A 23,269-nucleotide genomic window follows, 5' to 3' on the forward strand; every position below is an offset into this window, starting at 1 on the left:
ACTGCACGCTAGCCGACAGAAGCCGCCGCGTCTGCTATGCGCGCCGCATGACCCCCGCCGCGCGTATGGCTTTGCAGTATGTGTTGCTCTTCGGCGCCACCGGGGTCAGCCTTCCCTTCGCCGGTCTGTGGTTTCGGGCGCAGGGGCTGAGCGGCGCGGAAATCGGCGCCCTGCTGGCGGCGCCGATGCTGGGGCGGGTGGTCACCGGGCCCCTGCTGGCCGTCTGGGCCGATGGTTTTCGGACCCGCCGCGCGCCCATCGCCCTGCTCGGGGGAGTGATGGCCGTCGGCTACGCCGGCGCCGGCCTGACCGACGTCCTCGCCGTCCGGGCGATCTGCTGGTTCGTCGCCGCCACGGCCGCGGCGGCGCTGATCCCGCTCTCGGACGTGCTGACGCTGCGCCTCGCAGCCCGGCACGGCTTCACCTTCGCCCTGCCGCGCGGCTGCGGCTCGGCCGCCTTCGTCGCCGCCAATGTCGGCGTCGGGGCCTTGCTGGTGTCCGGCCCCGCCGACCTGGTGGTGGTCTGGGTCGCCGTCCTGGGCCTCGGCGTCGCCGCCGCCGGCGCCCTGATCCTGCCGGAGGAGCCGGTCGGGGAGGGGGCGCCACTCCGGGGACGCGAGCGCTTCCACGGCCTCGGCCGGCTGTTCGTCGATCCGGTCTTCATGACCGCCATCTTCGCCGTCGGCGCCGTCCAGGCCGCCCACGCCTTCCAGTACGCCTTCTCGGCCATCCTGTGGAAGGCGCAGGGGATCAGCGAAGCCACGACCGGCCAGCTGTGGGCCTTCGGCGTGGTCGTCGAGATCGCCCTGATGTGGCTGTTCGAGCCTTGGCGCCGCCGGGTCGGCGTCGGTCCATGGGCCCTGCTGGTCGCCGGATGCCTCGCCGCCGTGGCGCGCTGGACCGCCATGGCCTTTGCGCCGCCCTTGTGGTTGCTGTGGCCGCTCCAGGCGCTCCACGCCCTGACCTTCGCCGCCACCTTCCTCGCCGGCGTCCAGATCGTCGAGCGTCTCGCGCCGCGCGAGTCCCAGACCGCCGCCCAGACGCTCAGCTCCGTGCTCTCGGCCGGCGTCCTTATCGGCGGCGCCACCGCCATTTCCGGGCCGCTGTACGACCGCTGGGGCGCGGGCGGCTATGGCGCCATGGCGGCGATGGCGGCCGTCGGCCTGCTGGCGGCGCTGCCGTTGCGGCGCAAGCTGGCCTAGACGGGCCGTGAACGCGGCAGGGGCGACAGGTGACGGGCCATCGCCTGCGCCGCCGCCTTCACCGCCCGCTGGACCGCGGCGTCGGATGCGCCGGGCGGCGCCCGCAGCAGACCGACCGCCGGCGCGTCCCCCTCATTCGGGAGCGCGGACAACACCCGGTACAGCAGATAGCTGCCGGCGTCCGCATCGGCCTCCGACGTCGCCTCGGCGGTCAGACCCGCCTCGCGCAGGGCCTGCACCATCTCGGCTGCCGGGGCGGTCGTCCGCACCACGGCGGGGCCGGACTCGTCGAGCCGAGCCGACCCGTCCAGCGTCCGGTTCTCGGCCCGGATCTGCAGGCGGAAGCTGTCTCCCTGCCGGCTCCGGCCGATCAGCAGAAGGGCCCGGCGTCGGGGATCGGCCAGGCGCGAGATCAGGGCGTCGGCCAGCCGCTCGGGCTCATCCGCGGGCAGCGGGTCGGTCTGGGCGCCCGCCGGGCTCCATGGTTCGCCGGACAGATCCTCGATCGGATCCCATGCCGTCTCGTCGGGCGCCCAGGCGCAGATCACGAGGTGTGGCCGGGTGTCCGGAGAAGCGTGTGCGACGTCTGGCATCAACCGGATCCCTCAAGCTGCCGCGGTGACCGCGGCACCGTGTCGGCGCCGTCGCCCGGGCGTCAAGCCCGGTCGACCGGAGTGTTCAGGCGAGGTCGCCGATCGCCGCGTCCAGCAACATGAAGGCCCGGCCGCCATCCGACGTCAGGCGACCGAGCACTCCGGCGGCGTCGCCCGCGTCCGCGTCGGCGGCCAGGCGTCGCCCGAAGGCGCGCACATAGCTTTCGGCGTCGGCGCGCAGGGCCGGGTCGGTCAGCACGCGGCGGGAGACGCTGCGAACCGCAGCCGGGGCCACCTTGCGAACGATCTGACGGGCTCCCTCCGGGTCCCGGGCGCCGACCGCCCGCGCGGCCTCCTCGACCCGCGAACGCGGGAGCAGCGCGTTGGGATCGACCCCCATCCTTCGAACGGCGGTCACGATCCGGTCGCCGATCGTCTCCAGATCCTCGCCGGATGTCGCGGCGTCCGGCATCACCGGCGTGTCGAGATCCAGCGGCGGTTCCCCCGGTCCCTCATCGATCAGGTCGCTCCACCCGAGCGGGCCGTTGGTCGCGGGAGACGGCGTCGACGGTGCGGGGGCCGGCTCCAGCTTCAGTCGGCCGCGCAGGCCGAAGCCGCGCGCTTCCTCGGGGCGGGCCGGTCGGTCCGCAGCGGTCGATTCCGGCAACGCTTCGGACCGTCGGCGGGCCGGCGCGGCGTCGCCGGACACCACGCCCATCAGGCGCACCGCCTCGGTCAACATGTCGTAGTTCCGCCGCACGCGTTCCTGGAAACCGGCATCCAGCGCCTCGGTGTCCGCGGCGGCCTTCTGTGAGGCGGCCGCCAGCGCGGCCAGCCCTTCCTCCACCGAGCGGCGCACGCTGTCGATGCGCTCGCGCGCCTCCTCCGGAAGGCGTGAGGCGCGATCATCGAGTTCGCCCAGACTTTCGTCGATGCGGGACAGGGCGACGTCCATGCGCTCGACCACCAGTTCGAGGCGTTCGAGCGCCCGGTCGCCGGCGGCGTCCACCAGGCTGCCGGTCTCGTCGACGATACGACGCGCGCTGTCGACCCGGGCGTCCGCGGCTTCGTCGGCCTTGCGGGCCGCATCGAACAGGGCTTCCCCGAGCCGGTCAGCGCGGACCTGGGCCTGCTGGACCGCTTCCTCCGCGGCTGCCCGCGATTCCTCGGCCGTCGCCTGCATCGCGGCGAGGGCCCGCCGGGTCTCCTCCATCAGCGCGTCGCGCGCCTCGGCGGCGAGGGCCTCGAAGCGATCGAGGGCCACCTTGGTCGCCGCGTCGAAACCGTCCGCCTCGCGTTGCGACATCTCCACAAGGGCGCGGAACTGGTCGGTGGCGGCCTCGACGAGATCGCGCACCGCATCGGTGGTCCTCACCGATGTCTCGCCCAGCTCGCCCGTCGCGGACCGGGCCGCGGAGAGCTGCTCGGCCAGCTGCGCCCGCTGACTCTCGACCTGTGCGGAGAAGTCCTCCTGGTCGGTGCGCAGCGCATAGGCGGCGGTGACGAGGGCGGCCCGCTGCTGGCCCAGACCCTCTTCGACGGACTGGATCTGCTCGGCGACGCCCGCGCCCGCGTTCTCGAGACGCAGGGTCTGACGCGCCAGATCCTCGGCGGCGAGCCGGGCGGCGTCCTGCGCTTCGCCGGCCGCAGCGGCCAGATCGGCGGCGCGGGCCGCGAGCGCGGCCTCCGCCTCCCGGAGCTGGGTCTGGGCGAGATCGGATGCGTCCACGACCATGCGCGACTGCCGTTCGACGGCGTCCACCACCCCGGCGGCCTGGTGGTCGAGCTGGACCCCGAGGCTCTGCATCTGGTCACGTTCACGGCCCAGTTGCTCGGCCAGCCGCCGCGCCGTGCGACCCGCGGTTTCGGCCGCCTCGTTCAGGTGCGCAGCCTCCTGCGCCAGCGCCTGGCGCAGGAGGGCCATCTCGTTCCGCGCCCGCTCGGCTGCGAAGGAGGCCTGGTCGATATCCATGCGGAGACTCTGCAGCACCTCGCCGGTTTCCCGGGCGGCCAGCGCTGTCGGGGCGAGCAGCGCGTCCGAGAGGTCGCGGGCGCGCCGGGTCTCGGCAGCGAGCCCCGCCCCCTGTCGCACGGCGTGCGCCAGCATGATGGCGAGCCCTGCGGGAGCCAGGGCGATGAGGGCGTAGAGGGCGAGCCGAAGAGGCTGGAGGTCGACGGCGCCCGAGCCGGCTTCGAACGCAGCCCAGGCGGCGACCCCGCCGATCCACAGCGCCGCCGCGATCCCGGCCAGCACATAGGCGTGGCGGCCAGACGGCGTTGACGGCTCGCGACGGTGAATGGAGGGCGCTGAAGGCGCCGCCCAGGCCGCCGGAGGCGCGTCGGCGGATTCCGCGAGGGCTGATGGCCGGGGGGACTCCGGCTCATGTTCGGCTGCCAGAACCGGGGCGTCTCCAGGCGGGGCCTGCTCGCTACGCCGCGTCTCGGCCCTCTGCCGCTCCTCGGCCAACCGCCGCCGGCGACGCTCCGACATCGGTCGTCCGGGTTCAGCGTCTGCCTGGCTCATCGAATCCGCCTCGGCGCCGCTGGTCGCTTGTGCGTCTTCGACCGGCGGTTGCGGATCCGGTTCCGGTTCGGTCAGGTTCAGCGGCGGCCGGTGGCGGGGGGGCTTCATCAGGCGGCTATCTCGTCTCGGAGCGGCGCCGTGGGGGCCGTCGCTCGGGCCGCCGACCCTAACCGCTCAATCGCGAGGCGCAAAGGCGAGGCGAGATGATTCCGTATGGGGAAACCCGTACCCGGAATTCAGCATTCGCGCTTGCCCTCGCCGCGGGCCGCCAGCGCCGCCGGGGCGGCCTTCTCGCCCCCGCAGTCGCGGATCCGGTGGATCTCGCGCTGGTTCTCCTGCGGAGTGGTCAGGTCCAGGCCGAACTGCGACAGCGCCGCTGCGGCGAGCAAGGCGACGAAGCCGGCGATCAATTCGATCAGCGCCTGCATCGCCGACCCCCTGTCCAGTGCATTGGTTGTTATGCGCGCATTCTTCGCGTCCGGCAATGCGGTGTTAGATGAACAATGCGTCAGCATTGACCGCCTCCCCGGACGGTGGAACGGAAATGCGGCATGCGCGTCTCCTGCCCGGGGAGGCGCGCATGCCGCCGTCACGGGAATCGGGCAGGGCAGCGCCATGGAAGACCAACTTCAGTCGCTGTTCGCCCCCGGGCGCAACTGCTGGCGGGTAGAGACCGCGCCGCGTTTCGCTGTGTTGATGGAGAACGCCGCCTATTTCGCGGCGCTGAGTTCGGCCATCGACAAGGCGACGCGCTCGATCGTTCTCCTCGGCTGGCAATTCGATCCCCGCACGCGCCTCGACCCGGAAAGCGCCAGCGGTCCGGCCGACGAGTTTGGGCACCAGCTCAGGATGCTGGTGAAGTCGCGGCCACATCTGGACGTTCGACTGCTCATCTGGAAGTCGCCGTTGCTCATCGCCGCCTCCCAAGGCTTCTTTCCGCAGCGCGCCCACGCCTGGTTCCGGAAGCGCATGGTCGAGTTCCGGCTCGACCCCCCGATGGCCCTGGGTTCCTGTCATCACCAGAAGGCGGTGATCATCGACGATCGGGTCGCCTTTTGCGGCGGGGGCGACGTGTCGGTCGATCGCTGGGACTCCCACGAGCATCAGGACTTCGACCCGCGCCGCTGCCAGCCGTCAGGAGTTCTTGCGCCGCCTCGGCATGAGGTGATGTGCGTGATGGACGGCCCGGCTGCGCAGGCGCTGGGCGATCTGGCCCGGGAGCGGTGGCGACGGGCCACCGGGGAGCGCACGGTCCTCGATCCCGGAGAAAGCGATCCCTGGCCCGAGGGCGTGGAGCCCGACTTCGGAAACGCCGCGGTCGCCATCGCACGGACCGAGCCCGAGCGCCGGGGTCGCCCGGGGGTCCGCGAGAACGAGGCCCTCCACCTCGACGCCATCCGGTCCGCCAGACGGCTGATCTATCTTGAGAACCAGTATTTCACTTCGCCGATCATCGCCGCCGCCCTGGCCGAGCGCCTGCGCGAGCCCGACGGTCCGGAGATTGTCCTCGTCACCACGGGCGGAAGCCCCAGCTGGTTTGACCGGATGACCATGGACACGGCCCGCTCGGAGGTTCTGTTCCGCCTCGAGCAGGCCGATGCGCACAATCGCTTCTTCGCCTTCACGCCCCACACCGCCGGCGGCCAGCGCATTATCGTGCACGCCAAGGTGTCGATCTACGATGACGAGATCATCCGCATCGGGTCGACCAACCTGAACAATCGGTCGTTCGGATTCGATACCGAGTGCGACGTCGCGGCGCGACCTGGGACAGAGGAGGGGCAGGAGGCGATCAGGCGCTTCCGCCATCGCACCATCGGCCACTGGATCGGCGTCGAGGGCGAGGCCTTCGCCGCGGCCGAGGCGCTGACCGGCTCGGTCGGAGAAGCTGTCCGGCGCTTCGACGGCGGCCGCATGCGCATGCTGGGCGCCACACCCCCCTCAGGGCTCGAACAGTTCGTCGCAGAGTTCCAGATTGGCGATCCGACCTCGCCCTCGGATGCCTTCAGGCCCTGGCGGCGGCGGGCTCCGTCCCAGCGACGCCGGTCGCTTCCGCCTGCCTGATCTCGAAGTCGACGATCAACGGGAGGTGATCGGAGGCCATGCGGGCGAGGGGCGAGAAGGGGGCCTGAACGGCGGTTACCACGACCTCTGGACTGGTGAAGCAGTGGTCGATCCGGATGGCCGGGAAGCTGGACGGGAAGGTCTTCACCGAGGGGCGAAGGCCGAGGGTGCGCTGGCAGTCCGCCAGCCGTCGGGCGAGGGTCTGGTAAGGGCGTGTGACAGAGGTCGCGTTGAAGTCGCCGGTCAGCAAGGTGGGGCCGGTGCAGTCCGGATGGTCCAGCCACTGATCGCCGACCAGCGCCGCCGCCTGCAGTCGCTGCTCTCGCGGCACCAGACCCAGGTGGGTGTTGATCACGTTCAGGGTTGCTCCGTCGATCTCGATCGCCGCCCAGAGGGCGCCGCGCGGCTCCAGCCGCGGCACCCCGCGGACCGAGGGCAGGGGACCGGAGCGGATCAGCCGCTCAGGCAGATGAGTCAGGATTGCGTCGCCATACAGTTCGGCCTCCACCCGCATGGCCGGATGAAAGTGGTAGCTCATCGAAAGGCGGTCGGCGATCGAGCAGGCCTGATCGACGTAACCGGTCCGGGCGCGACCGACGTCCAGTTCCTGCAGACAGACAATGTCCGGCTCGTGCTCGGCGATGACGGCGGCGATCCGGCCGACGTCCACGCGCCGGTCGACGCCTTCGCAACGATGTACATTATAGGTCAGCAGGCGGGGCATGGGCTTCCGGTTGGCGGGTGACGAGCGCGCCCGCGGAAGAAGAAATGGCGGCGCTTGGGCCGGTTCAGATAACGACCAGCCGGTCGTCGAGTTCGTTGTGGTTACGTTGGCCGGGGGGAAAATGCTCGGCGAGAACGGCGCCGGTGTGGCGGATGGCCGCCTCGAACCCCCCCGGGGCGTCCCCTCGTTTCAGCCCTTGCGCGAGCGCCTCGGCCGCCTCGGCCCAGACGACCTGGTCGACCTTTGCATGAATGCCCTCGTCCGCGATCACCTCGACCTGGTGGTCGGCCATGCACGCGAACAGCAGCACCCCGGTGCGCGACTCCGTCACGTGCAGTCCGTGGGCGAGGAACTGCTGCAGCGCCGCCCGGCGAACGCGGGCGGTTCGGATTCGGCGCGGCGTGGCGATCCGCCGAACCGCGGGAATGGAGGTCAGCAGAAACGTCAGCAGGAAGACGCCCGCCTGGAGGAGGGCGTACGCGGCCAGGGCGTGGCCGACGGTGATGTCCCGCGCCGCCAGATGCCCCGCCTCCCATCCGTCGCTGAACCCCGGTACCCACGACGGTTCGAAACCTGCCGGGATCAGCAGAAGCGGCAGGATCAGCGCCGCGGCCGCCGCCCACGTCAGGGACACGTCGCGGTAGGACGAGACGCGTCCGGCGAGGACGCAGAAGATCTCGCCCGAGGTGCGGGATTCGGCCTCGGCGATCGCCGCGGCGATGCGGGCCTCGGCCTGGGTTCGTTGCCTGATCACCATCCGCCGGACGCGCCTCCGCCGCCGAAACTGCCGCCGCCGCCGCCGAACCCGCCGCCGCCCCACGACGAGCCGCCGCCGCGACCGCCGCTCCGCATCGCCTCCGACGCCGCCCAGATGAGGATCGGAGCCACGCCATGGCCCCTGCGTCGACGTCCGCGTCCGGCGATCCCCCCGGCCAGCGACAGGGCCATGAACAGGAAGATCGCGGCGATGAAGATGATCGGTCCGATCGGCGGTCCGGCCTCCGGACTTTCTGCAGCCGCCGCCCTGGCCTCGGCCTCGGCCGGATCGAGTCTCAACTGCTCCTCGATGGCGGCGACGCCCTGGTCGATGCCGCGCTCGAAATAGCCGTCACGGAATGCCGGCAGGATCTGGTTGTGGATGATCAGGGCGGACATGGCGTCGGTCAGCACCGGCTCGAGCCCATAGCCGACCTCGATCCGCACCTTGCGCTCATTCGGCGCGACGAGAAGCAGGACGCCGTTGTTCTTGCCAGCCTGCCCGATCTGCCATGTCCGGCCCAGCTGATAGCCATACTCCTCGATGGCGTAGCCCTGCAGATCGTCGACGGTGACCACCACCAGCTGGTCGGTGGTGTCGCGCTCCAGCGCCTCAAGGCGGGTCGCGATCTCCGCCTCCTTGGCCGGCGAGAGCAGTCGGGCCTGATCGACGACGCGGCCGGTCAGCTCCGGGAAGCGCGGTTGGGCTGACGCCGGCAAGGCCACGGCGAGGAGCCAGAGGACCGCCAGCAGCGCCGCCATGGCCGCCCGCAGCGGCCAGGCGCCCGAAAAGGGAAACGGGCGGTTCACCGGGCGGGAGCGGCGGGCGGGGCGGACCCGGGCGCCGCGCCCGGCGCGGCGGTCGCGGCGCCCGGCGACGCGGGATTGAGGGCGTCGAAATTGACGTTCGGCGTCGACTGAGCCGCCTCGGTGGCGGTGAAGGGCTGCATCGGCTCCGAGCCGCCGTGAATGGTGTTGGCCCAGATCACCGTGGGGAAGGTACGCAGGCTGGTGTTGTAGTCGCGAACGGCTTCGTTGTAGTCGCGCCGGGCGACGGCGATGCGGTTCTCGGTCCCTTCCAGCTGCGACTGCAGGGCGAGGAAGTTCTGGTTCGACTGCAGTTGCGGGTAGTTCTCCACCACCATCAGCAGCCGCGACAGGGCTTGGGACAGCTCGCCCTGGGCCGCCTGGTAGCGCTGGAAGGCCTGCGGGTCGGTGAGCGTTTCGGGCGTCACCTGCACGCTGGTGGCGCGGGCGCGGGCCTCGACCACCTGGGTGAGGGTGGTGCGCTCCTGGATCGCGGCGCCCTGCACGGTCGCCACCAGGTTCGGCACGAGGTCGGCGCGCCGTTGGTACTGCGACTGGACGTCGGCCCAGCGCGCCTTCGCCGCCTCTTCCTTGGTCGGGATGGCGTTGATGCCGCAGCCTGAAACGGCCGGCGTCGTGACCAGAAGGGCGGCCAGAACCACGGCGCGGGGCGAAAAGCGGAACATGGGGCGTCTCCTGAGGACCGTGGTCGGGACTATTGGCCCGGACGCCGAACGGTTCAAGCGCCCAACGGCTCCGGTTCCACGCCCGCGGCCCGGCAGGCGGCGGTGTAGGTGTTGGCGAGCAGGCAGGCGATGGTCATGGGGCCGACGCCGCCGGGCACCGGAGTGATGCGGCCTGCGACGAGGGCCGCCTCGTCGAAGGCGACGTCGCCGACGACCCGGGTCTTCCCGGCCGCGGCCCTCTCCGGGTCGCGCGACGGGACGCGGTTGATGCCCACGTCGATCACCGTGGCGCCAGGCTTGATCCAGTCGCCGCGCACCATCTCCGGCCGACCGACGGCGGCGACGAGGATGTCGGCGGTTCGGCACAGGGCGGGCAGGTCGCGGGTGCGGGAGTGGGCGATGGTGACGGTGCAGCTTTGGCCGAGCAGCAGCTGCGCCATCGGCTTGCCGACGATGTTCGAGCGGCCGACGACGACGGCGTTCAGACCGGTGAGGTCGCCCAGTTCGTGCTTCAGGAGCATCAGGCAGCCGAGGGGCGTGCAGGGGACCAGGCCGGGCAGCCCGACGGCGAGGCGTCCGGCGTTGACCACGTGGAAGCCGTCGACGTCCTTGTCCGGATCGATGGCGGCGAGCACCGCGGCGCTGTCGATATGCGCGGGGAGGGGCAGCTGGACGAGGATGCCGTGGATGCCGGCGTCGGCGTTCAGTTCGCCGATCAGCGCCAGCAGGTCGCCCTGCGGAGTGGTCTCGGGCAGGCGGTGGGTGTCGGAACGCATCCCGGCCCGCTGCGTCGTCTCGCCCTTGTTGCGGACATAGATCTGGCTGGCCGGGTCCTCGCCGACGATGACCACGGCCAGGCCGGGCTTGACGCCGCGATCCGCCTCAAGCCGGGCGGCGGCGGCGGCGACCTGATCCACCAGGGCGGCGGCGAAGGCCTTGCCGTCTATGAGGGTCGCGCGTGCAGGGTCGGCCGTCATGGTTCGGCTCCGGTCGTCAGGAATCGTGCGGTCCCCGCGATTTACAGAGGGGCGGGTTCGGCGTCTATGATCGGTCGGCATTGAGGGGACCCGCATGCGCCGACAGATGATTCTCGCCGCCGCCAGCTGGCTGACGCTGTCCGTCGCGGCGGCCGTCGTGGCCCAGGAAGCGCAGCCGCTGGCGATCGGCGCCAGCGTCGAGGGGGAGATCGGGGAGGGCGACGCACGCCATCCCGAGGGCTTCTACCGCTACGACGCCTATGCCTTCGAGGCGCGGGCGGGGCAGAGGCTGGAGGCGGTGATGCGGTCTTCCGCCTTCGACGCCGCCCTGGCCCTTCACGATCCGGAGGGCGCGGAGGAGCCGCTCGCATTCGACGACGACGGGCTCGGCGAAGGCACCGACGCCCGCCTGCGCTTCACCGCTGAACGGACCGGCACCCACATCCTGCGGGCGCGAACCCTGGCCGAGGCGGGCGCAGGCGCCTACACGCTGGCGCTTGTGGAACGCCCCCAGGCGCGACCGGCGCCGCGCCCCTCCCCGATCCGATTGGGGCGGACCGTCGAGGGCGAACTGAACGCACGCGATCCGGAGACGGACGAGGGCCTCCCGTACGACACGTGGAGCTTCCGGGCGGGGGAGGGCGAACGGTTCGCCATCGCGCTCGACAGCGAGGACTTCGATCCCGTGGTCCGGGTCGGGCGGATGACGGGCGGCGACTTCGACGAACTGGCGATGAACGACGACGGTCCGGGCGCGGGACTCAATTCGCGGCTGATGTTCACCGCCCCGGATGACGGGAGCTACGTCATCCAGGTCACCCCCCTGGCCCCGGGGTCGGAGGGCGCCTACAGCCTGACCCTGTCCGAAGGACCTGAGCCGCTGCCGGCGCAGCCCATCGCGATCGGGGACACGGTCGAGGGAGTCCTGACCGAGGACGACGGGATAAACGCCGCGGGCGTGCCGGCTGACGCCTGGCGGTTCGAGGGGCGAGCGGGGCAGCGGGTCCGCATCGACATGACCTCGGCCGACTTCGACACCTATCTCGAGCTGTTCGACGCGGCCAACACCAGCCTGGCGACGGACGACGACGGCGGACCCGAGGGAGCCGATTCCCGACTGATCTTCACCCTACCGGCGGATGGCGCCTATGTGATCGAGGCCCGCGCCTTCTCCAGCGCGACCGGCGACTACAGCCTCTCCATCGCCGAGATGGAGCCCGAACGGGCGCCCGAGCCGCTGGCCTTCGGCACGACCCTTGAGGGAGAGATCGGGGAGGGCGATCCACGTGACGCGGAGGACCGGGGGTTCGACGGCTACAGCTTCTCCGGGCGCGAGGGGCAGCGCATCCAGGCGATCATGCGGTCCGGGGACTTCGACACGGTTCTCCGGATCGGCCGCGCCGGGGGCGAATTCTCGGCGCTGGCGTCGGATGACGACGGGCTGGGGGAGGGCACCGACTCGCGCCTGAACTACACCCTTCCGGAAGACGGAGACTACGTGCTCCGGGCCTCCGCCTACGGGCCGGAAGACGAGGGTCTGTACTCGCTGGAACTGATCGATCGGGGGCCTCAACCGGAGCCGGGGAGCATCCTCGTCGGGGCCACGGCGCGGGGCGCCCTGACCGAGTCGGACGCGTCCGCGGAGGACAACAGCTTCTACGACGCCTATCGGGTGACCCTGAAGGCGGAAGAGAAGCTGACGATCATCATGGCCTCCAACGAGGTCGACAGCTTCGTGATCGTCGGCAGGACCGGCGACGACGGCGCCTTCGAGGTGCTTGGCAGCGATGACGACGGACTGTCCGACACCCATTCGAAGCTCGAATGGGCGGCGCCGTCGGACGGGACGTACGAGATCCGCGCCGGAACCTTCCAGCAGGGGCAGACGGGCGCCTACGCCCTGATCGTGGAGAAGCAGCCCTGAGGCTTCGCGGCGGGTCCGACCTGGGCTAAGGATCGGGAGGGGGCCTGACGCCGGAGCCGGAACTTGACCGACATCGCCGCCCGCAAGGACCAGCACCTCGACGTCATCCTTGCCGGCAAGGCGCGGCACCGGCTGGACACCGGCCTCGACGCCGTCCGCTTCGTCCACGAGGCGCTGCCGGACCTCGACCATGGCAAGATCGACCTCGGCGTCGACTTCCTCGGGCGGCGGCTGCAGGCGCCCCTGCTGATCAGCGCCATGACCGGCGGGCCGGCGCGGGCGGAGGCCATCAACGCCCGGCTGGCGGAGGCGGCGCAGCACCTCGGTATCGCCCTCGCGGTCGGCTCGCAGCGCGCGGCGCTGGCGACCGGCGGGCCCACGCCGGGCCTCGACATGAGCCTTCGCCTCAAGGCCCCCGACACGCCGATCCTCGCCAACATCGGAGCGGCGCAGCTGACCCGGGGCTTCGGGGTGGACGAGGCGCGGCGGGTGATCGACATGGTCGCGGCGGACGCCCTGGTGGTGCACCTGAACCCGCTGCAGGAGGCCTGCCAGCCGGAAGGCGATCGGGACTGGTGGGGCGTCGGGGCGGCGCTGGAGGCGCTGGTCCGGGCCCTGGACGCGCCGGTGGTGGTCAAGGAGACCGGGGCGGGTCTGTCGGCGGCGACGGCGAAGCGGCTGGCGGACATGGGCGTCGCGGGCCTCGATGTGGCCGGGGCGGGCGGATCCAACTGGGCCAGCGTCGAGGGCGAGCGCGCAGAAGGGGACGGCGACAAGGCCCACGCCGCGGCCTTCGCCGACTGGGGCGTTCCGACGGCAAGGGCCATCGCCGAGGCGCGGGCGGCCTGTCCCCGCACCCTGATCATCGGCTCCGGCGGCATACGCGACGGCGTCGACGCGGCCCGGGCTATCCGGCTGGGGGCCGACATCGTCGGCCAGGCGGCCGGAGTGCTGGCGGCGGCGACCCACTCGACCGAGGCGGTCGTGGCCCACTTCCAGACCGTCATCCGGCAGTTGAGGACCGTCTGCTTCTGCACCGGGTCCGCCAATCTGGCGGCGCTGTCCAGGGCGCCGCTGCAGGTCTGAGGGCTGGCGCGGACCCAAAAAAGCAGTCCGATGCGTCCGATGCGTCCGATGCGTCCGCAGGGCTGCGGGCGGCCGATGAATCCCGTGGACAGGCGCCCGTCGGCTGGACAGGCCGGACGGGGGGCGTGTGTTCGATTGTCAAAGACCCAGAGCCGCCATCCTGCGGCCCCTGTGCGTCAGAATCGGTCGTGGCTCAGGCCGAGGGCAGAAGGTCGGCCGCGAAGGACCGGTAGCGGCCGGCGCGGACGCCCTGCGTGGCGCGCTCGATGTCCGGCGCGAAATAGTGGTCCGAGGCGTAGGGCGCGGCGGCCTCGCGGACGATGGCCCAGACCTGTTCCAGGTCCGGCGAACTCTTCAGCGGACGGTGGAACTCGATGCCCTGGGCGGCGGCGAGCAGTTCGATGCCGACCACGGTGGCGGTGTTCTCCGCCATGTCGAGCAGGCGGCGCGCCCCGTGGGTGGCCATGGAGACGTGGTCCTCCTGGTTGGCCGAGGTCGGGACGGTGTCGACCACGCAGGGGTGGGCGACCATGCGGTTCTCCGCCACCAGCGCCGCCGCCGTCACCTGGGCGATCATGAAGCCGGAGTTGAGGCCGCTCTCCCTGACCAGGAAGGCCGGCAGCTCGCTCATCTTCGGGTCGACGAGGATGGAGGTGCGGCGCTCGGAGATGTTGCCGATCTCGCAGAGCGCCATGGCGATCTGATCGGCTGCATAGGCAACGGGTTCCGCGTGGAAGTTGCCGCCCGAGATGACGTCGCCGTCGTCGATGAAGACCAGCGGATTGTCGGTGACGGCGTTGGCCTCGCGCTCCAGCATGGCCGCGGCGTTGCGCAGGACGTCCAGCGTGGCGCCCATGACCTGCGGCTGGCAGCGCAGCGAGTAGGGGTCCTGCACCTTGGCGCAGTCGTGGCGGTGGCTGTCGCGGATGGCGGAGCCCTCCATGAGGGCGCGGAGGCGCGCGGCGACGTCGAGCTGGCCGGGCTGGCCGCGCAGGGCGTGGATGCGGGGATCGAAGGGGGCGTCGGAGCCCTTGAGCGCATCCACGGACAGGGCGCCGGCGGCGACGGCGGCGGCGAAGCAGGCCTCGGCTGCGAACAGGCCGGCCAGCGCCAGGGCGGTGGAGCACTGGGTGCCGTTGAGCAGGGCCAGCCCCTCCTTGGGGCCGAGGGTCAGGGGCTTGCGGCCGATCCGGGCCAGCGCCGCCTCGGCGGGCAGGGTTTCGCCGCCGGCGCGGGCTTCGCCCACGCCGATCAGAACGCAGCTCATGTGGGCCAGCGGGGCGAGGTCGCCCGAAGCGCCGACCGAGCCCTTGGACGGGATGCAGGGCAGGAGGTCCGCGTTGACCAATTCGACCAGCGTCTCGAGCGTCTCGCGCCGGATCCCGGAAGCGCCCTTCGACAAGCTGGCGATCTTCAGCACCATCAGCAGGCGGACGACGGCGTCGTCGAGCAGAGGCCCGACGCCGCAGGCGTGGCTGAGGACGAGGTTCTTCTGAAGGGTTTCAAGGTCTTCCGGCGCAATGCTGGTGTTGGCCAGCAGGCCGAAGCCGGTGTTGACGCCATAGACGGTGCGGCCCTCGGCGACGATGGCGGCGACGGCCGCCGCGCCCTTGTCGACGGCGACCCAAGCGGCGTCGGTCAGGCTGATCGAAATCGGACCGTCGAGGACGGCGCGGAGCTGGGCGAGCGCGAGGGGGGCGGCGCCGATGGTGATCTGGGTCATGCTCTGTCTCCCTTCTCCCCTCGGGGGAGAAGGTGGGCGGCGCAGCCGCCCGGATGAGGGGGATGGTCGGCGTGGCTCAGGCGCGTGAACGAGGCGGCTTTGAAAGCCCCCTCATCCGCCTCGCTCCGCGAGCCACCTTCTCCCCCGAGGGGAGAAGGAAGGGGAGGGGCGAGGGTCACTTGAGGCTCGGCAGGTTGAGGCCGTGTTCCCGCGCCGCCTGCTTCGCGATGTCGTATCCGGCGTCCGCGTGGCGCATGACGCCGGTGGCGGGGTCGTTCCAGAGGACGCGTTCCAGACGCCGGGCCGCCTCCGGCGTGCCGTCGGCGACGATGACGACGCCCGAGTGCTGGCTGTAGCCCATGCCGACGCCGCCGCCGTGGTGCAGCGACACCCAGCTGGCCCCCGAGGCGGTGTTGAGCAGGGCGTTGAGCAGGGGCCAGTCGGAGACGGCGTCCGAGCCGTCCATCATGGCCTCGGTCTCACGATTGGGGCTGGCCACCGAGCCGCTGTCGAGGTGATCGCGACCGATGACGATGGGGCCGCTGAGCTCGCCCGACGCCACCATGTCGTTGAACATCAGCCCGGCGCGGTGGCGGTCGCCGAGGCCGATCCAGCAGATGCGGGCGGGCAGGCCCTGGAAGGCGATGCGCTCCCCGGCCATGTCCAGCCAGCGGTGCAGGCCGGCGTTATCCGGGAACAGCCGTTTCATGGCTTCGTCGGTCTTGCGGATGTCCTCCGGATCGCCGGTCAGCGAGGCCCAGCGGAACGGCCCGATGCCGCGGCAGAACAGCGGACGGATGTAGGCGGGCACGAAGCCGGGGAAGGCGAAGGCGTCCTCGACCCCGGCGTCGAAGGCGACCTGGCGGATGTTGTTGCCGTAGTCGGTCGTCGGCACGCCCATGGCGTGGAAGTCGAGCATGGCGCGGACGTGCACGGCCATGGAGGCGCGGGCGGCGGCCTCGACGGCGGCCGGGTCGGACTGCCGCTTCGTCTCCCATTCGGCGACGGTCCAGCCGATCGGCAGATAGCCGTTGACCGGGTCGTGGGCCGAGGTCTGGTCGGTGACCAGGTCGGGCCGCACGCCGCGTCTGACCAGTTCAGGCAGAACTTCAGCGGCATTGCCCAATAGGCCGATGGATATCGGCTTCCTGTCCTCGATCGACTGCTTCAGCAGATCGAGCGCCTCGTCGAGCGTCTCGGCCATGACGTCGAGGTAGCGAGTGCGAAGGCGCATCTCGATGCGGCTGCGCTGGCACTCCACCGCCAGGCACGAGGCCCCGGCCATGGTCGCCGCCAGCGGCTGGGCCCCGCCCATGCCGCCGAGTCCGGCGGTGAGGATCCACTTGCCCGACCAGTCGCCGCCATAGTGCTGGCGTCCGGCCTCGGCGAAGGTCTCGTAGGTGCCCTGAACGATGCCCTGGGTGCCGATGTAGATCCACGAGCCGGCCGTCATCTGGCCGTACATCATCAGCCCCTTGCGATCGAGCTCGTGGAAATGCTCCCAGGTCGCCCACTTCGGCACCAGGTTGGAATTGGCGATCAGCACCCGCGGTGCGTCCGCGTGGGTGCGGAACACCCCGACCGGCTTGCCCGACTGCACCAGAAGGGTCTGGTCGGGCTCAAGCGCGCGGAGCTCGGCGACGATGCGGTCGAAGCTCGCCCAGTCCCGCGCCGCCTTGCCGATGCCGCCGTAGACCACGAGGTCCTCCGGCCGCTCGGCCACCTCGGGATCGAGGTTGTTCATCATCATGCGCAGGGCGGCCTCGGCGGCCCAGGTCTTCGCCGTCATCTCCGGACCGCGCGGGGCGCGGACGACGCGGGCGTTCGGGGTCTGTTGAGTCGACATGGACGCCTCTCTACGCTGCCAGACCATGACCACGGAAGACTCAGAGGCGCTGGGCTGGCGCTCCGTCGCGGACCTCGTCGGCGACCATCCCGATGCACGGGTCGCGCTGATCGGCGCGGGCGTCAACGAGCGATCGCTGACGCCCGGTCGGTGCGACCTCGGACCGAAGGCGCTGCGCGCCGTGCTGCCGCGGTTCTCGACCTATGACGTGGAGACCGGCCGCGAGCTGGCGACGCGGGTGCACGACGCCGGCGACGTGGCGGTGAAGGCGCTGGCCCCGGCGGAGGCGTTCGCGCCGGTGCGCGACGCGGTGGCGGCGCAGGCGGGGCGGGCGCTGACCGTGCTGGTCGGCGGCAACAACGCCGTCACGCGTCCGGGGGCGCACGGGCTCGGGCTGGCCAAGGGACTTGAGGGTGTCGGCCTGCTGACGCTGGACGCCCATTTCGACCTCAGGGACACCGACCGGGGGCTGACCAACGGCAATCCGGTGCGGGCGCTGCTGGAGGACGGGCTGGCGGGCGAACGGATCAGCCAGGTCGGACTGTCTCCGTTCGCCAACACCCGGCGGGCCCACGAGACGGCGATGGCGGCGGGGATCGCGGTGCGGACGGCGCGGGAGTGCCGCGAACGCGGGCTGGCGGCCGTGGTGGCCGAGGAGCTTGAGCGGCTGTCGGGGCTGGTCGAGGCGATCTACGTCGACTTCGACATCGACGTCATCGACCGCAGCCAGTGGCCGGCCTCGCCGGGCGCGCGGCCCGGCGGGGTGAGCGTGCACGACTTCTTCGACGCCACGCGGGCGGTCGGGGCGCATCCCAAGGTGAAGGCGGTGGACCTGACCGAATACGATCCGTCGCTGGAGGTGGGCGACCTCGGCTCGCTGACGGCGGGGCGGTGGTTCTGCGAACTGCTGGCGGGGTTCGAGGAAAGATGAGCGACCTGCTCCTGACCGACTGCCGGCTGGCGACCATGGTACCCGGCGGCGCGCCGTTCGGGGCGGCGGAAGACGGGGCGGTGCTGGTCGAGGGCGGTCGCATCGTCTGGGCCGGGCCGCGGGCGGAGGCGCCTGTGGACAAGCCTGTGGAAACCCACCGGCTGGGCGGGCGCTGGGTGACCCCCGGCCTGATCGATTGCCACACCCACCTGGTGTTTGGCGGCGACCGCTCCGGCGAGTTCGAGCAGCGGCTGAACGGGGCGTCGTACGAGGACATCGCCCGGGCCGGGGGCGGCATCGTCTCGACCATGACGGCGACGCGGGCTGCGTCGGAGGAGACGCTGTACGCCAGCGCCCTGACGCGACTGGCGGGGCTCAAGGCGACCGGGGTGACCACGGTGGAGATCAAGTCCGGCTACGGGCTGGACCGGGACAGCGAGCTGAAGATGCTGCGCACGGCGCGGCGGATCGGGCGCGAGGCGGGGGTGCGGGTGCGGACCAGCTACCTGGGCCTGCACGCAGTGCCGCCGGAGCATCGGGCGAACCGCGCCGCCTATGTGGACAAGGCTGTGGACGACATCCTGCTGGCGGCGCACGCCGAGGGGCTGGTCGACGCCGTGGACGCCTATTGCGAGCCGATCGCCTTCTCGGTCGGGGAGGTGGGGCGGCTGTTCGACAAGGCACGCGCGCTGGGTCTGCCGGTCAAGCTGCACGCCGACCAGCTGTCGGACGGCGGCGGGGCGGCGCTGGCGGCCAAGTACAAGGCGCTGTCGGCCGACCATGTCGAGCACACCACCGAGGCCGGGGTGAAGGCCATGGCCGAGGCCGGGGTGGTCGCGGTGCTGCTGCCGGGCGCCTTCCTGATGCTGAGGGAGACGCAGCCCCCGCCGGTGGAGCTGCTGCGGCGGCACGGGGTCGGGATGGCGGTGGCGACGGACTGCAACCCGGGCACCTCGCCGGTGGCCTCGATGACGGCGGCGCTGAACCTGGCCTGCGTGCAGTTCCGGCTGACCCCGGAGGAGGCGCTGGCTGGGGCGACGCGGGTCGCGGCGCAGGCGCTGGGGCTGGGCGAAGAGGCCGGCACGATCGAGGCCGGCAAGGCGGCCGACCTGGCGGTGTGGGACGTCGAGCGGCCGGCCGAGCTCTGCTACTGGCTGGGCAAGCCCTTGCTGCACCGGCGTTATCTGGCCGGCGCGGCCGCGTAATCGTCGGGTAAGGCGAATCCGCGCATGCTCGCGCCATGCGCCCGTTCCGCGACCGCACCGAAGGCCTGCTGCTCGCCGCCCTGGTGGTGGTGACGCTGGGGCTGGCGGTGGCGACGGGGCTGTCGGTCGAGGCGACCCTGGCTCAGGCCTGGTAGGTCGTACGCGAGGCCAGATCCGGCCGCGGGCGCTCCAGCGGCGGCTCGGCCAAGGTTCCGATATGGATGAAGCCGGCGACCTGCTCCGCACCCGTCAGGCCGAGCAGGGCGACGGCCTCGGGATCGTAGCTGTACCAGTCGGTGATCCAGCTGGCCGAATAGCCCAGGGCGTTGGCGGCGTGTTCGAGGTTCATGCACACGGCTCCGGCGGAGAGGCGCTGCTCCCACTCGGGCACCTTGAGGTTCGGGACCGGGGCCGAGACGACGAGGATGGTCAGCGGCGGGCAGGTCAGCTTGCTGAGCACCTTCGCCGCCTTGCCGGGGTCGGGCTGACGGGCGGCGAGGGGCTCGAGGCGGCGGGCGAGGTCGGCGCGGCCCTGCGGGCCCATGACCAAGAAGCGCCACGGGAACAGCTTGCCGTGGTCGGGCGTGCGGGCGCCCAGCGACAGGATCCGCTCGACCTCGGCCGGCGAGGGTCCGGGGGCGGCCAGGGCTTGGGCGGGGGCCGACCGGCGCGTGGCCAGCCGGCGCTCCAGCTCGGGCGAGGGGACGGGGAGGGGCAGGGAGGCCCCCAGGTCGGCGTCGGTCATGCCGCCTAGCTAGTGCCGCGAACGCCGCTGCGCCATACCCGGCCCATGACCGACTCGCGCACCGCCTTCGACGCCGACCGCCCGACCCCGGCCTGGGACGACGGGAGCGACCGCCCGCCGCCGTGGCGGGGCGAGGGGCCGGTCGAGACCCTGTTCGAGAACCCGTGGATGCGGCTGACCCGCCAGCACGCCGTCGCGCCGACGGGGCACGAGTCCGACTATGTGGTGATGCGGCCGAAGAACCTGTCGGTCGGGGTGCTGCCGCTGCACGAGGACGGCACGGTGACCCTGGTGGGCCAGCAGCGCTTCGCCCTGATGAACTGGTCGTGGGAGATGCCCGAGGGCGGCGCGCCGTTCGACGAGGACCCGCTGGGGGGCATCCAGCGCGAGCTGGCGGAGGAGGCGGGGCTCAAGGCGGCGGTCTGGCGCGAGGCCTACCGGGCGGAGATGAGCAATTCGGTCACCGACGAGCGGGCCATCGCCTGGCTGGCGTGGGACCTGTCGCCGGCGACCGGGGAGCTTGACCCGACCGAGATCATCCGCATCGCCCGAGTGCCCTTCGGCGACCTGTTGCGCGAGATCGGGCGCGGGGCGATCCGGGACATGTTCACGCTGGCGACGGCGCTCAGGGCCTACCATATGGCCCGCGAGGGCGAGCTTCCGCCCGAACTGGCGAAGGCCATGCTGGCCAGCGTATGATCGCCGCCTGATGGAGCCGCCGATGCCGAAGCTGGAAGTCGTCGCCGCCCGCACCGACGTGTGGTCGCAGCTGCGCGAGGCGGCCGAGGCGGCGGCGCGGAGCGAACCGCACCTCGCCTCGCAGATGAATGCCGTGATCCTGTCGCACGCCGACCTGTCGGCGGCGCTGAGCTTCCAGATCGCGCGCAAGCTGGGCGACGCGGAGCTGGGGGCCATGTCGGTGCGCGAGGTTTGTCGCGACGCCCACGAGGCCGATCCGGGCATCGTCGCGGCGGCCGAGGCGGACCTGCAGGCGGTGGCGGAGCGCGACCCGGCGATCCGCTCGCTGCTGCAGCCCTTCCTCTACTTCAAGGGATTCCAGGCCCTGCAGGGGCATCGGGTGGCGCACTGGCTGTGGAAGCAGGGGCGCGACACTCTGGCCTTCCATCTGCAGAGCCGGATGTCGGAGCTGTTCCAGATCGACATCCACCCGGCCGCACGGCTGGGCTCGGCCCTGTTCCTCGACCACGGCACCGGCATCGTCATCGGCGAGACGGCGGTGGTCGGCGACGAGGTGTCGATGCTGCACGCCGTGACCCTGGGCGGCACCGGGGCCGAGCGCGGCGACCGGCACCCCAAGATCGGCAAGGGGGTGCTGCTCGGGGCCGGAGCCAAGGTGCTGGGCAACATCACCGTGGGCGACTACGCCAAGGTGGCCTCGGGCTCGGTGGTGCTGAAGCCGGTGCCGGCGGGCTGCACCGTGGCGGGGGTGCCGGCGCGACTGGTCAACTGCCCGACCGGGGAGGCGCCGGCGCGGACGATGGACCATACGCTGGCCGACATCGTCTACGACTTCGTCATCTGAGCCTTTCCCCCGGCGCGTCGTTTCTCTAGGGTCCGCGGCCAACACGAGACCCGAGGAAAGCCCATGAACGCCGCCGACATGAAGCGCGTCGAGACGCACCTGAAGCGCACCTTCAACACGGGCGGCATCATCGTGAAGCCGCGCGGCAAGCCGGCCGACTCGGCCGAGGTCTATGTCGGCGACGAGTTCATCGGCGTCGTTTTCGAGGACGAGGACGAGGCCGGCAGCTTCATGTTCGAGATGGCCATCCTGGCGGAAGACCTGCCGGAGTAGCCCTCGCCGCCGCAGGCACGAAAAAGCGCCGGAGGAGCGATCCTTCGGCGCTTCGTCGTTTCAGGGCGCGATCAGCGCTTGCCGAAGATGGCGTCGAGCACCTTGCTGAAGAAGCCCTTCGGGGCCGCCGGCTGGCTCGTGGCCGGCTTCGGAGCCGCGGCGGCGGCGGTCATCGTCGGCGCCGGGCTGGCCGCCGGAGCGGCGGGTTTCGGTGCAGTCGCGGCAGCGGCCTTCGGCGCTGCTTTCGGGGCTGCGGCCCTGGCGGGCGCGGCTGCCTTGGGAGCGGCGGCGGTCTTCGCCGGAGCGGCGGCCTTCGGCGCAGCGGTACGAGCCGACGCGGCCTTCGGAGCAGCCGTCTTCGGAGCAGCGGCCTTCGGGGCGACAGCCTTCGGAGCAGCCGCCTTCGGCGCGGCGGCCCGGGCGGCTGGAGCCTTCGCCGGGGCCGAGACCACGGTTTTCGCCTTCGGCGCCGCGGCCGGCTTCGGAGCGGCCGTCTTCGCCGGAGCCTTCGCCGCCGCCGCGGTCTTCGCCGCCGGAGCGTTCACCGGAGCCTTGGCCGCGGTTGTTTTCGTCGCGGCGCTCGACTTCGTCGCCGCTTTCGGCTTGGAAGCGGCGGACGCCGCCTTCGGCGCCGCTGTGCTCGACTTGGACGGTGTCTTGGCCATGTGTTCCCCGATCCCCCGGATGGTGCCTTTGCTGGCGACAGAGCGCACGCCAGCGCGTGCGTCGATTCGTGATCATAGCCACGTTTGAGAAATGTCCGAGTCCGCTGTTCAGATCATCGCCCACGGCGACCGCGCCGTCGCCGAAGCCGCCGCCGCCGCGCTCGACGCCGACCCGCTGCTGGAGGGCGCCACCTATTCGATTCTTGAGGAGGACGAGGAACGCGGCGTCTGGCGCATCGACGCCTTCCCGACCACGGACGAGGAGGCGGCCGGCGTCGAGGCGCGGCTGAAGGCGCAGGACGGGCTGACCGTCACGGTCGACAAGCTGGCCGACGCCGACTGGCTGGCCATGTCGCTGTCCGGCCTGCCGCCGGTCGAGGCGGGTCGCTTCTTCGTCTACGGCGCCCACGACCAGGGACGGGTGCCGCCGAACCGGGTGAACCTGAAGATCGACGCCGGCGCCGCCTTCGGCACCGGCCATCACGGCACCACCGTCGGCTGCCTGCTGGCCTTCGACGAACTGCTGAAGCGCGAACGCTTCGAGCGCGTGCTGGACGTGGGCTGCGGCACCGGAGTGCTGGCCATCGCGGCGGCGAAGACGGGTTCGCGCGTGGCCGTCGGCACCGACATCGACGCGCCCTCGGTGCGCATCGCCAACGAGAACGCGGCGCTGAACCAGGCGAAGGCGCGCTTCGTCCACGCCTCGGGCCTGAACGACCGCAAGGTGCGCGGCGAGGGCCCCTACGACCTGGTGTTCGCAAACATCCTCGCGCCGCCGCTGGTGGCGCTGGCCCAGGACATCAAGGAGGCGCTGAAGCTGGAGGGCGTCGCCATCCTGTCGGGGCTGCTGCGGACGCAGGAGCGGCGGGTCACGGCGGCCTATCTGTCGCGTGGTTTCGTTCTGGAGCGCCGCATCCACCGCGACGCGTGGAGCGCGCTGGTGCTGCGCAGGAAGGGTTAACGGGCGGAACAGGGAGCGAGCGGGGCCGTTCGGA

Annotated in this window: 22 protein-coding genes; 11 read left to right on the top strand and 11 right to left on the bottom strand. The window is 71.7% G+C overall.

Annotation, left to right across the window (positions count from 1 at the left end):
• Positions 1-47 precede the first annotated feature (47 nt).
• Positions 48-1,202 (top strand): MFS transporter, encoded by a 1,155-nt coding sequence (locus tag BM333_RS09360; RefSeq protein ID WP_092310286.1) that lies wholly within the window; start codon positions 48-50, stop codon positions 1,200-1,202.
• On the opposite strand, the gene BM333_RS09365 is transcribed toward BM333_RS09360, so the two are convergent.
• From BM333_RS09365 to BM333_RS09375, 3 genes are all read right to left on the bottom strand, one after another.
• Positions 1,199-1,795 carry a hypothetical protein gene (locus tag BM333_RS09365; RefSeq protein WP_092310288.1) on the bottom strand — a complete coding sequence of 199 codons (597 nt, stop codon included), beginning with the start codon at positions 1,793-1,795 and terminating at the stop codon, positions 1,199-1,201. The two genes, BM333_RS09360 and BM333_RS09365, sit on opposite strands and share 4 nt — an antisense overlap.
• An 85-nt stretch (positions 1,796-1,880) precedes the next feature.
• The gene (locus BM333_RS09370; RefSeq protein WP_245777214.1) at positions 1,881-4,049 is read right to left on the bottom strand and encodes a coiled-coil domain-containing protein; all 2,169 of its coding nucleotides are present in this window, start codon (positions 4,047-4,049) and stop codon (positions 1,881-1,883) included.
• A 506-nt stretch (positions 4,050-4,555) separates the two neighbouring features.
• Positions 4,556-4,747, bottom strand: a complete 192-nt coding sequence (locus tag BM333_RS09375) for a hypothetical protein (protein ID WP_092310294.1) — start codon at positions 4,745-4,747, stop codon at positions 4,556-4,558.
• Between the two features lie 187 nt (positions 4,748-4,934).
• On the opposite strand from BM333_RS09375, the gene BM333_RS09380 reads away from it, so the two are divergent.
• A complete protein-coding gene (locus tag BM333_RS09380) occupies positions 4,935-6,383 on the top strand; it encodes a phospholipase D-like domain-containing protein (RefSeq protein ID WP_245777215.1) in 1,449 nt (482 codons plus the stop codon).
• On the opposite strand, the gene BM333_RS09385 is transcribed toward BM333_RS09380, so the two are convergent.
• The 5 genes from BM333_RS09385 to BM333_RS09405 form a co-directional block, all read right to left on the bottom strand.
• Positions 6,325-7,107, bottom strand: a complete 783-nt coding sequence (locus tag BM333_RS09385; protein ID WP_092310297.1) for an endonuclease/exonuclease/phosphatase family protein — start codon at positions 7,105-7,107, stop codon at positions 6,325-6,327. The two genes, BM333_RS09380 and BM333_RS09385, sit on opposite strands and share 59 nt — an antisense overlap.
• Before the next feature lie 64 nt (positions 7,108-7,171).
• A complete protein-coding gene (locus tag BM333_RS09390; RefSeq protein ID WP_092310300.1) occupies positions 7,172-7,864 on the bottom strand; it encodes a TPM domain-containing protein in 693 nt (230 codons plus the stop codon).
• Positions 7,858-8,673, bottom strand: coding sequence for a TPM domain-containing protein (locus BM333_RS09395; RefSeq protein WP_245777216.1), 816 nt, complete (start codon positions 8,671-8,673; stop codon positions 7,858-7,860). Before BM333_RS09395 ends, BM333_RS09390 begins: the two co-directional genes overlap by 7 nt.
• Positions 8,670-9,356, bottom strand: a complete 687-nt coding sequence (locus tag BM333_RS09400; RefSeq protein WP_092310304.1) for a LemA family protein — start codon at positions 9,354-9,356, stop codon at positions 8,670-8,672. The genes BM333_RS09395 and BM333_RS09400 overlap by 4 nt, the downstream gene beginning before the upstream one ends.
• A gap of 53 nt (positions 9,357-9,409) precedes the next feature.
• A complete protein-coding gene (locus BM333_RS09405; protein ID WP_092310307.1) occupies positions 9,410-10,333 on the bottom strand; it encodes a bifunctional methylenetetrahydrofolate dehydrogenase/methenyltetrahydrofolate cyclohydrolase in 924 nt (307 codons plus the stop codon).
• Positions 10,334-10,427: 94 nt separating this feature from the next.
• Here BM333_RS09405 and BM333_RS09410 point away from each other — a divergent pair, with 94 nt between their 5' ends.
• Both BM333_RS09410 and fni read left to right on the top strand, forming a co-directional pair.
• On the top strand, positions 10,428-12,257 hold the full coding sequence (locus BM333_RS09410; protein ID WP_092310310.1) for a PPC domain-containing protein: 1,830 nt from the start codon (positions 10,428-10,430) through the stop codon (positions 12,255-12,257).
• 63 nt (positions 12,258-12,320) lie between these two features.
• Positions 12,321-13,343, top strand: coding sequence for a type 2 isopentenyl-diphosphate Delta-isomerase (gene fni / locus BM333_RS09415; RefSeq protein ID WP_092310313.1), 1,023 nt, complete (start codon positions 12,321-12,323; stop codon positions 13,341-13,343).
• A gap of 193 nt (positions 13,344-13,536) precedes the next feature.
• Here the strand turns inward: fni and hutH are convergent, their stop codons facing one another.
• Together hutH and hutU are read right to left on the bottom strand one after the other, a co-directional pair.
• Entirely contained in the window at positions 13,537-15,066 is a 1,530-nt protein-coding gene (gene hutH / locus BM333_RS09420; protein ID WP_092310316.1) for a histidine ammonia-lyase, read from the bottom strand.
• Positions 15,067-15,241: 175 nt separating this feature from the next.
• Positions 15,242-16,912, bottom strand: coding sequence for a urocanate hydratase (gene hutU / locus BM333_RS09425; RefSeq protein WP_092310319.1), 1,671 nt, complete (start codon positions 16,910-16,912; stop codon positions 15,242-15,244).
• A 25-nt stretch (positions 16,913-16,937) separates the two neighbouring features.
• Here hutU and BM333_RS09430 point away from each other — a divergent pair, with 25 nt between their 5' ends.
• Positions 16,938-17,843 (top strand): agmatinase family protein, encoded by a 906-nt coding sequence (locus BM333_RS09430; RefSeq protein ID WP_092310736.1) that lies wholly within the window; start codon positions 16,938-16,940, stop codon positions 17,841-17,843.
• Positions 17,840-19,048, top strand: a complete 1,209-nt coding sequence (gene hutI / locus BM333_RS09435) for an imidazolonepropionase (protein WP_092310322.1) — start codon at positions 17,840-17,842, stop codon at positions 19,046-19,048. Before BM333_RS09430 ends, hutI begins: the two co-directional genes overlap by 4 nt.
• A 142-nt stretch (positions 19,049-19,190) precedes the next feature.
• Here the strand turns inward: hutI and BM333_RS09440 are convergent, their stop codons facing one another.
• The gene (locus BM333_RS09440) at positions 19,191-19,793 is read right to left on the bottom strand and encodes a nitroreductase family protein (RefSeq protein ID WP_092310325.1); all 603 of its coding nucleotides are present in this window, start codon (positions 19,791-19,793) and stop codon (positions 19,191-19,193) included.
• Between the two features lie 45 nt (positions 19,794-19,838).
• On the opposite strand from BM333_RS09440, the gene BM333_RS09445 reads away from it, so the two are divergent.
• The 5 genes from BM333_RS09445 to BM333_RS09465 all read left to right on the top strand — a co-directional run bounded on the left by BM333_RS09445 (position 19,839) and on the right by BM333_RS09465 (position 23,235).
• Positions 19,839-20,492 carry an NUDIX domain-containing protein gene (locus BM333_RS09445; protein WP_092310328.1) on the top strand — a complete coding sequence of 218 codons (654 nt, stop codon included), beginning with the start codon at positions 19,839-19,841 and terminating at the stop codon, positions 20,490-20,492.
• Between the two features lie 22 nt (positions 20,493-20,514).
• The gene (gene cysE / locus BM333_RS09450) at positions 20,515-21,336 is read left to right on the top strand and encodes a serine O-acetyltransferase (protein ID WP_092310739.1); all 822 of its coding nucleotides are present in this window, start codon (positions 20,515-20,517) and stop codon (positions 21,334-21,336) included.
• A gap of 63 nt (positions 21,337-21,399) precedes the next feature.
• Entirely contained in the window at positions 21,400-21,609 is a 210-nt protein-coding gene (locus BM333_RS09455) for a DUF3126 family protein (RefSeq protein WP_092310331.1), read from the top strand.
• A gap of 102 nt (positions 21,610-21,711) precedes the next feature.
• On the top strand, positions 21,712-22,362 hold the full coding sequence (locus BM333_RS15945; RefSeq protein ID WP_177221854.1) for a hypothetical protein: 651 nt from the start codon (positions 21,712-21,714) through the stop codon (positions 22,360-22,362).
• 3 nt (positions 22,363-22,365) lie between these two features.
• On the top strand, positions 22,366-23,235 hold the full coding sequence (locus tag BM333_RS09465) for a 50S ribosomal protein L11 methyltransferase (RefSeq protein WP_092310334.1): 870 nt from the start codon (positions 22,366-22,368) through the stop codon (positions 23,233-23,235).
• The last annotated feature ends 34 nt before the right edge of the window (positions 23,236-23,269 follow it).

Source organism: Brevundimonas viscosa (assembly GCF_900116065.1).
GTDB lineage: Bacteria > Pseudomonadota > Alphaproteobacteria > Caulobacterales > Caulobacteraceae > Brevundimonas > Brevundimonas viscosa.

Coding starts and splice junctions, on each gene's coding strand:
- BM333_RS09365 (WP_092310288.1), bottom strand. CDS start 1,795: ATGCCAGACGTCGCACACGCTTCTCCGGACACCCGGCCACACCTCGTG.
- BM333_RS09400 (WP_092310304.1), bottom strand. CDS start 9,356: ATGTTCCGCTTTTCGCCCCGCGCCGTGGTTCTGGCCGCCCTTCTGGTC.
- BM333_RS09390 (WP_092310300.1), bottom strand. CDS start 7,864: ATGGTGATCAGGCAACGAACCCAGGCCGAGGCCCGCATCGCCGCGGCG.
- BM333_RS09410 (WP_092310310.1), top strand. CDS start 10,428: ATGCGCCGACAGATGATTCTCGCCGCCGCCAGCTGGCTGACGCTGTCC.
- BM333_RS09440 (WP_092310325.1), bottom strand. CDS start 19,793: ATGACCGACGCCGACCTGGGGGCCTCCCTGCCCCTCCCCGTCCCCTCG.
- BM333_RS09455 (WP_092310331.1), top strand. CDS start 21,400: ATGAACGCCGCCGACATGAAGCGCGTCGAGACGCACCTGAAGCGCACC.
- hutH (WP_092310316.1), bottom strand. CDS start 15,066: ATGACCCAGATCACCATCGGCGCCGCCCCCCTCGCGCTCGCCCAGCTC.
- cysE (WP_092310739.1), top strand. CDS start 20,515: ATGCCGAAGCTGGAAGTCGTCGCCGCCCGCACCGACGTGTGGTCGCAG.
- BM333_RS09380 (WP_245777215.1), top strand. CDS start 4,935: ATGGAAGACCAACTTCAGTCGCTGTTCGCCCCCGGGCGCAACTGCTGG.
- hutI (WP_092310322.1), top strand. CDS start 17,840: ATGAGCGACCTGCTCCTGACCGACTGCCGGCTGGCGACCATGGTACCC.
- BM333_RS09405 (WP_092310307.1), bottom strand. CDS start 10,333: ATGACGGCCGACCCTGCACGCGCGACCCTCATAGACGGCAAGGCCTTC.
- BM333_RS09445 (WP_092310328.1), top strand. CDS start 19,839: ATGACCGACTCGCGCACCGCCTTCGACGCCGACCGCCCGACCCCGGCC.
- hutU (WP_092310319.1), bottom strand. CDS start 16,912: ATGTCGACTCAACAGACCCCGAACGCCCGCGTCGTCCGCGCCCCGCGC.
- BM333_RS09375 (WP_092310294.1), bottom strand. CDS start 4,747: ATGCAGGCGCTGATCGAATTGATCGCCGGCTTCGTCGCCTTGCTCGCC.
- BM333_RS09360 (WP_092310286.1), top strand. CDS start 48: ATGACCCCCGCCGCGCGTATGGCTTTGCAGTATGTGTTGCTCTTCGGC.
- BM333_RS09385 (WP_092310297.1), bottom strand. CDS start 7,107: ATGCCCCGCCTGCTGACCTATAATGTACATCGTTGCGAAGGCGTCGAC.
- BM333_RS09430 (WP_092310736.1), top strand. CDS start 16,938: ATGACCACGGAAGACTCAGAGGCGCTGGGCTGGCGCTCCGTCGCGGAC.
- BM333_RS09465 (WP_092310334.1), top strand. CDS start 22,366: ATGTCCGAGTCCGCTGTTCAGATCATCGCCCACGGCGACCGCGCCGTC.